At 56.4% G+C, this 275-nt stretch carries 1 protein-coding gene; it reads right to left on the reverse strand.

Going from position 1 to position 275, the window contains the following annotated elements:
* The coding region (locus tag AC27K1_RS21815; protein WP_487152899.1) for a VCBS domain-containing protein at nt 1-275 on the reverse strand (275 nt) is incomplete at both ends.

Genomic DNA, 275 nt, shown 5'->3' on the forward strand with positions numbered 1-275 from the left:
GGTATCGGTGGTGTCTGCATCCGTGGCACCAAAGTTGCCCGTTACCGCAGCACCATCTTCCGTAGCACTGACACTCTCAACCACCGCTGTCGGTTTATCGTTGGTACCGGTGATCGTGATCGTGACAGTGGCCGGTTCACTGGTGGCATTCCCTTCACCGGAATCATCGACCGCTACATAGGTAAACGTAACCTGACGGGTTTCTCCGGCGGCCAGGTCCTGAAAGTCGCTGCCCGGGTTGAAACTGAAGGTGCCGTCATTGTTGTTGGTTACCG

This window comes from Kistimonas ophiarachnellae (genome assembly GCF_057552235.1).